Origin of the sequence: Phenylobacterium sp. (genome assembly GCF_030693805.1) — a bacterium.
Classification (GTDB): Bacteria; Pseudomonadota; Alphaproteobacteria; order Caulobacterales; family Caulobacteraceae; genus Phenylobacterium.
The window spans coordinates 1-5,589 of record NZ_JAUXZW010000123.1; the positions used below are offsets into that span (position 1 = coordinate 1).

General features: G+C 61.7%; 4 protein-coding genes and 1 pseudogene. 2 read left to right on the plus strand and 3 right to left on the minus strand.

Annotation, left to right across the window (positions count from 1 at the left end; genetic code table 11):
* Positions 1-110: 110 nt before the first annotated feature.
* A complete protein-coding gene (locus Q8M88_RS05500; protein ID WP_305595241.1) occupies positions 111-1,187 on the minus strand; it encodes an acyl-CoA dehydrogenase family protein in 1,077 nt (358 codons plus the stop codon).
* A gap of 414 nt (positions 1,188-1,601) precedes the next feature.
* Between Q8M88_RS05500 and Q8M88_RS05505 the strand changes: the two genes are divergently transcribed.
* Positions 1,602-2,747 (plus strand): NADH:flavin oxidoreductase, encoded by a 1,146-nt coding sequence (locus Q8M88_RS05505; protein ID WP_305595242.1) that lies wholly within the window; start codon positions 1,602-1,604, stop codon positions 2,745-2,747.
* A 255-nt stretch (positions 2,748-3,002) separates the two neighbouring features.
* A complete protein-coding gene (locus Q8M88_RS05510) occupies positions 3,003-4,364 on the plus strand; it encodes an MFS transporter (RefSeq protein ID WP_305595243.1) in 1,362 nt (453 codons plus the stop codon).
* Positions 4,365-4,482: 118 nt separating this feature from the next.
* Here the strand turns inward: Q8M88_RS05510 and Q8M88_RS05515 are convergent, their stop codons facing one another.
* Together Q8M88_RS05515 and Q8M88_RS05520 are read right to left on the minus strand one after the other, a co-directional pair.
* Positions 4,483-5,469 carry an acyl-CoA dehydrogenase family protein gene (locus tag Q8M88_RS05515; protein WP_305595244.1) on the minus strand — a complete coding sequence of 329 codons (987 nt, stop codon included), beginning with the start codon at positions 5,467-5,469 and terminating at the stop codon, positions 4,483-4,485.
* Positions 5,466-5,589 (minus strand): annotated as a pseudogene (locus Q8M88_RS05520) (IS5/IS1182 family transposase); the annotation flags it as partial. The gene Q8M88_RS05515 and the pseudogene Q8M88_RS05520, both read right to left, overlap by 4 nt.

Sequence of the window (5,589 nt, forward strand, 5' to 3'; positions counted from 1 at the left end):
TTCTCTTTGCGCGCCACGTCCATCAGCCGTTGGTCGGCTTCCGTCAGGCTAAAATCGACCATCTTTCAACTCCGATCCGAAATCTTGTGCTTTGAAAAACGATTGGAAATTCAGACGCCGATGGCGCCTTCGAGCACCGACAGCGCACGGGCGTTGCGGTACCACATCTCCATCGGGTGGGCCTTGACGAAGCCGTGGCCGCCCATCGCCTGCACGCCGTTGTCGGCGATCTGCATCGCCTGCTGGCTGGCGTAGGTGTAGGCCAGTTGCGCCGAGCGCGTCGCCGGGCGGCGCGCCTCCAGCTCCCACGCCGCGTTCCAGGTCATCCCGCGCATGCACTCGATGCCCATGTGCATGTCGGCGATGTTGAAGGCGATGGTCTGCTTCTGGGCGAGCTTGACGCCGTGGACGTGGCGTTCCTTCGTATAGGGAATAACGTAGTCCATCACCGCGCGGCTGACGCCGACCATGATCGCGGTCAGCCCGACACGGGCGGAGTCGACGATCTTCTGGATGTCCGCGCCGTTGCCTTCGCCCAGGCGCATGGCGCCGGACAGCTTGACGTCGTTGAAGCTCACCTGCCCCAGTTGCGCGGCGCGCAGGCCGAGCGTCGCCGGCGATTGCTCGACCCTGACCCCTGCGGTGTCGGCCGGCACGATGAAGGCGTCCAGCGCGCCCTCGTTGTCGGCGATGACCAGGAAGTGGCTGCAGTTGGCCGCCATCGGCACCATCGTCTTCACCCCGTTCAGGGTGTAGCCGTCGCCCGAGCGCTTGGCCGTGGTCGAGGGCTTCAGCAGGTCGTTGCCGGAGCCGCGCTCGACGAGGGCGATGGCGCCTTGGTTGATCTCGCCGGCGGCGAAGGTGGCGAGCAGCTCACGCTGCGCGGGCGAGCCTTGCGTGGCGATCGCCTGGGCGAATCCCAGCGACGCGGCGAGCGAAACCGCCATCGCGGCGTCGCCGGCGGCGAGCTCTTCCAGGACGATCGCGTTGGTGACCGACGATCCGCCTTCATCCTCGTCGGCCTGCGACTGGACGAGGCCCGTCGACCACAGCGCCGCAAGCACCTCGTCGTCCAGCTTCGCATTGTCATCCGACTTGCGGGCTTCCGGACGAAGCACGTTCTTCGCGAATTCGCTCATCGTCGACTGAACGATCTTCTGCTCTTCAGAAAGCTCAAAACTGATCAAACCGTACTCTCCCTAATATTTTTGCGGCTTCTTACTTGATCACTTGAAAATAACATTCCGCATGGATGAGAACCTGGCATAAGCGGGCTCTGGCGAGCGCGGCCGCTTTGTCCCCCGGACTGAGATGCAGCGCTCGACACGCCGAGCCACTTTCGCCTTTCGTGCGCCACAAACGAATTCATATGACGCCCACCGCCTTGAACTGCGCGCGACCATGTGAAGGGAGACCGCTCGGCTTACCCAGCGATCCGACCAGGCGAAACGCCGCCCAGTTCCGCTTTCCGAGATCGCATATGGTTCTTTATTACACAATAAATTTTTGTTATCGACGTGGACAATTCGCGGGCCGATAGCCGGCTGACGCCGGCCACCGGCGACACGGGGAGCCGTCGGGGAAACCAACAAGAGGCGCTAATGGTAGAACAGATTGGCGAAACGGGCGACGCTGCAAAGGCCCAACCCTTGTTTCAGCCCTTTGAAATGCGGGGCTTATCGCTGACGAACCGCATTGTCATGGCGCCTATGACCCGCTCATTCTCGCCTGCAGGCGTACCTGGTCTGGATGTGGCTGCGTACTACCGTCGACGCGCCGAGGGCGGCGTCGGATTGATCATCACCGAAGGCACCTGGGTTCCACATCCAAGCGCATCGAACCTCCCCGACGCGCCCTGCTTCTACGGCGAAGATGCGCTGGCGGGCTGGAGCCATGTTGCCGATGAGGTGCACGCTGCGGGCGGAAAGATCATTCCGCAGTTGTGGCACGTCGGTCAAATTGAACGCAGAGGTGCTGACGCGGCGCCCAATCGGGACCAGCGCGTTGGCCCGTCAGGCATGGTCGGCTCGATGGGGTCGCCGCCAACGGCTCAAGAACGTCCGTCGACGGTGGCCGAGATAGAGGCCGTCGGCCAAGCCTATGTCACCGCCGCGATTTCCGCCTACCGACTGGGATTCGATGGCGTCGAGTTGCATGCTGCACACGGTTATCTCTTCGACCAGTTTTTCTGGCACGTCACAAACCTGCGCGACGACATCTACGGCGGCGATCTGGCTGCTCGGACCCAGTTTGCGGCTGACGTAGTTCGCAGCATCCGCGCTAACACTAGTCCAACGTTCCCCATCGTGCTTCGCATCTCGCAATGGAAGCAGCAGGACTACGGAGCCAAACTCGCCGAGACGCCACAGGCGTTGGAAGCGCTGCTCGCGCCGCTTGCAGACGCAGGCGTCGACATTTTCCATTGTTCCCAGCGGCGGTTTTGGGAAGGCGAATTCGGCACAGACCTGAACCTGGCTGGTTGGGCCAAAAAGCTGACGGGGAAACCAACCATCACCGTCGGTTCAGTGACGCTTAAGCAGGATCTCATCGCCAGCCTTCACGGCGCAGCCAGTGAGACGGCGAAAAATCTAGATCAGCTACTCGCCCTCTTTGAACGTGGCGACTTCGACCTCGTCGCCGTTGGGCGCGCTCTCATCGTCGATCCAGATTGGCCGATCAAGGTGAAAGCAGGATTCGAGAACGATCTGCTTCCATATACTCCTGAAGCGCTTCGCAAACTTGTTTGAAAACACGACGCCCCGGCAGGAAGGCGCCTGCCCTGTGGTTGGCATCCTACCGCGCGTACTTTCTAGGCGGCCTTTTACTTTCGAGTGATTTACACAAAACTCCGACGCAGCTGTCCGAGCGCCGTCGGCATGAAAGGCGTTGCGTCGCATTGCCGATGATATACTTTATCGACGTTCAGTAAATATTGACTGCTGAGGCATGTCGAGCGCCTTTAAGTCGCGAGTCGCGCTACCGATTAGGAACGACACACATAAGTGGGTAAGACGATAAACATGAGTGCTCAAAGTAACTTCAAGTCCGCTTGGTATTGCGTCGGCTTTTTTACCATCCTGTATACATTATCCTTTGTTGACAGATATATTTTATCACTAATTGCTGAACCGATTTCAAAAGATCTTGGATTAAGCGATCAACAAATCGGATTCTTACTGGGCGCAGGGTTTGCGATCACCTATTCTATTATGGGCTTGCCGGCGGCGCACCTGATCGACACCACCCGCCGCATTCCGATCGTGGCGGCCGGCGTGATGCTCTGGAGCCTGTCGACGATCGCTTCCGCCTTCGCGGTGGACTTCACGACTCTGGCGATCTGTCGCGCCGGCATCGCCGCCGGAGAGGCCGTACTGACCCCGGCGGCGATTTCCCTGATCGCTGATTTGTTTCCACGCGAGAAGCGCGCGACGCCGGTGTCGGTGTATTCCGCCACGGCGGGGATCATGGGAACGGGGGCGCTCGTCGTGGGTGCAGCAACCCTGAACCTGGCGTCGGTGTTGGCGCCGATGACGGGGATCGAACCATGGCGCATGACGATGATCCTCGTCGGCTTGCCTGGCGTGTTTCTTTCAGTCCTGCTTCCGTTGACCGTTAGGGAGCCTGCGCGGGTATTGTCGGAAGGCGACGGCCAGCGAAACGAGGCCGATCTTGCCAGCTTTCTTGCGGAGCTACGAGAGAACTGGCGGATGTACCTCCCCTTCTACCTCGCGATCGGCGCGGCTGCGATGTACATCCTCGGTTTCCTGAGTTGGGCCCCGACGATCCTCGTGCGCCTGTACGGGTACGAGGCAAGCGCAGCCGGCTATCTTCTCGGGTTGATTGGCATTCCTGCGGCGCTGGCGAGCGCGTTCTTTTGGCCCTGGATTTCGAACCGCCTCGCCGCCAAAGGCCGCGAACACGCGTTGCTCGCGACAATCCTGATCTCGGCGCTGATCCTAGCCCCGGTCTTCATCATCGCTCCGCTAGCGGGCTCAGCGATCGCCGTTGTCTTGGGAGTGGGCTTTATCAAACTGGCGAACGGCTCAGGTACGCTGGCGCCGCTGATCATTCAACACTACGGGCCGAGCCAAATGCGCGGCCGACTTATGGCGATCTATACTCTGTCCGCAAGTGTCGTGGGACTCACAGGCGGCGCATCGCTGATTCCATTTTTCGCAAGCTTTTGGCCGAACGATCCACGGGCTCTTATTTACGGCGTATCGCTATTGGGCGTGATTGCAGCCGTGCTCATCATTCTTGGGTATTGGCTGGCAGGCCGTGCTGCGGTCGCCAAATCGGGCACGCTGGCGAAATCCACGATGGTCACTGAAGGGCGGCCCGCGCCGTCGACCGCCGGCCGCTAGGACCTGGCGTTTCATATCCGCGAAATCCGGAGGTGTTGCCTGCTGGCGGTCGCGAAATCCGAGGAGCCGCCAACGGCGGTTCGGGGCCGAACGGTCCGAACCGCCGATCGAATTCGGCTTAGACAGTGAGCTCAGTGATCGACGGCCAAAGCGCGTCCGCCCCGCGTCGCAGCACACGCTCTCCGATATATTGCTGCCACCAGGCCTCCGAACCGTAGTCCCCGCGCCAATCCTGCAATCGCTTCGTGAACGGGTGCAGGTGGTATTCAGCGGTCACGCCAATGGCGCCCTGGACCTGATGGGCCGTCGCTGCGGTTATGCCCGCAGCTTCGCTGGCCCGCGCTTTGGCCATCGCGGCGCAAAAGACAAACGGCTCGGCGTCGTCAACAAAACGCTCAAGTTGATCGTAGGCGGCGATTGCAGCCATTCGCGCCGCCGCGGCGTGGGAAGCTGCGACCGCTAGAGGATGTTGGACGGCTTGGAACCGCCCGATCGGTTGGCCGAACTGTACGCGTTGGTTCACATAGGCGAGTGAGAGTTCCATGACGCGAGACATGGCGCCTGCCATTTGGGATGCGCGCATGGCCGCGCCGCGCGCCATCATCGCCGTGGGATCCAGATCAATCGCTCCGCTCCAGCTCGGCGTGGCGCCATCGTAAGTCAGATCATCGCAAGGCTCGCCGGCTAGATTCACGCCCTCGGTGATCGACGCGGCCTCGCTTGAGGTCAGCACCAGCTGCGATCCTACGACGACCACGATCGCGCTTGCGCCTCGCGCCCAGTGCGTCCGGGGAGCAATTCCGAATAAGCGTCCGTCGCGCAGTTCTAGATTCGCGCCTCGCGCCAGCCCGGCGACGCTAAGGGGGCCCGAAGGTGGGGCATATCCGCACCGCGCCAGCAGCCATCCCGCCAGCATCGTCTCGGCCAACGGCAGGGGAAGGGCAGCCCGCGCAGCGCGTTCGAGAACGACCCGCTCGTTGGCGACGCCCAGTTCCGCTCCGCCAAGGGACTGCGGCAGCGAAGGGTGGATGACCCCCATCGCTTCGCATTCCTCCCACAGCTCCGTGGAAGCGCCGTTCGCCTCAGAGTCCGTTTGGAAACTCACGGGTGGGTGGTCCGGCGTAGCAGGTTTCCGCCCATGGCGACGAGGATCATGGCCTGCGAGACGTCGATCCGGGCCTCGTAGTCGCGGACCAGACGGCGCCAGCGGGTCATCCAGCCGAAG

What these genes read in the sequence shown, in the direction of transcription:
- Q8M88_RS05505 (WP_305595242.1), top strand. Translation starts at nt 1,602, where the DNA reads ATGGTAGAACAGATTGGCGAAACGGGCGACGCTGCAAAGGCCCAACCC.